At 41.8% G+C, this 1,228-nt stretch carries 1 protein-coding gene; it reads left to right on the top strand.

Annotated elements, in window-relative coordinates; genetic code table 11:
* Positions 1 to 83 precede the first annotated feature (83 nt).
* A complete protein-coding gene (locus ACFIK1_RS09830; protein WP_375637057.1) occupies positions 84 to 1,172 on the top strand; it encodes a DUF3792 domain-containing protein in 1,089 nt (362 codons plus the stop codon).
* The last annotated feature ends 56 nt before the right edge of the window (positions 1,173 to 1,228 follow it).

Below are 1,228 nucleotides of genomic sequence, written 5' to 3'. Positions count from 1 at the left end.
TCCTTTTTAGCTGCTCTTTATCCCTTTTGGAACATAATTAGCAAAAAGGCATTGTATCTCCAGCATATTCAAGGAGATAAAACATGGAAACTCGCATTCCTGAAAACACACCATTTGATACGAATTTTTTAGGAGAAACAACTCTAGAAGAAAAGTATTCATTCTTTCACACACCCATTTCATGGTCCGCAATCTTTGCGGGACTGGTGACGGCTCTTGCCACCTCAATCTGCCTCTCTTTTCTGGTCGCAGCTTTAGGCTTAAGCCAAATGGATTTCACTTCTTCATCCCCATTTGAAGGCTCTTTCCTCTCCTTTGGCGTGGGTTCCGTTATCGTTACACTGATTAGCCTAGCCTTGGGAGGCTTTGTAGCTGGACGTTTTGCTGAATCATCAGGGATTCTTCATGGCTTTCTCACTTGGGCTCTCATAACATTGCTGATGACCCTCCAAGCCATCCACGTGGTTTCTAGTACAGCAAAGATAGGAGCTAAAACGGCTTTAGAAAACAGCTCCATGGTCCAACAAACCGTAGACAGCCTAAAAAACAATATTTCCCCTATACTTGCAAAATTAAACAGTGAAAGTCTTGAAAAGTTTTTTGCAAAAAATAGTGACAATGATATCAATTTTGACCAACTTGGTAGTGAATTGCACTCCCTTCTCAATAAAAGTGACATTCCTGCTCTCAACCCTGATCGCTTGAAACAAACCTATCAAGCTGCACTCAATGATATTGGTTCTGCGATAAAAGCTTTCAAAAATGATCCTTCTCACTATCGCACCACTTTAAAAAATCTTGGTGAGCGCCTGTCTGATCGTGTAGAAGATCTCACAACAAAATTTGATCGAAGTGATATCATCAACGCGCTTATGAAGGATGGCATGACCCGTGCGGATGCACAAACAGCAGCCAACCATGCTGTTCAACTCTATCAAAGCGCAGAGGAAAAAACCGAAAAAGCCATCAAAGCCCTTGAAGAACAGGCAGAAACACTCTCAGACAATCTTGAGGATACGATCAAGGCAGCAAAAAACACTGCAACTAAAGCCACAAAAACAGCCTCCAATATGGGGTGGTGGGGCTTTTTAGGAAGTCTGGTAGGCGCCATTATTTCCAGTGTTTTTGGCTATTATGGTTATAGAAGCCGTAAGGACACTTTCATGCTTTAAAACTTCTACCTCTAAAGCAAATACATAAAAAGCTGCACGCATAGTGCAGCTTTTTT

It is taken from the genome of Bartonella sp. OC16QHHD (assembly GCF_042194035.1).
GTDB lineage: Bacteria > Pseudomonadota > Alphaproteobacteria > Rhizobiales > Rhizobiaceae > Bartonella.
This window is presented reverse-complemented; position numbering and strand designations above follow the sequence as displayed.

Excerpts from the sequence above, each read along its gene's own strand:
- ACFIK1_RS09830 (WP_375637057.1), top strand. The coding sequence starts at position 84 with ATGGAAACTCGCATTCCTGAAAACACACCATTTGATACGAATTTTTTA.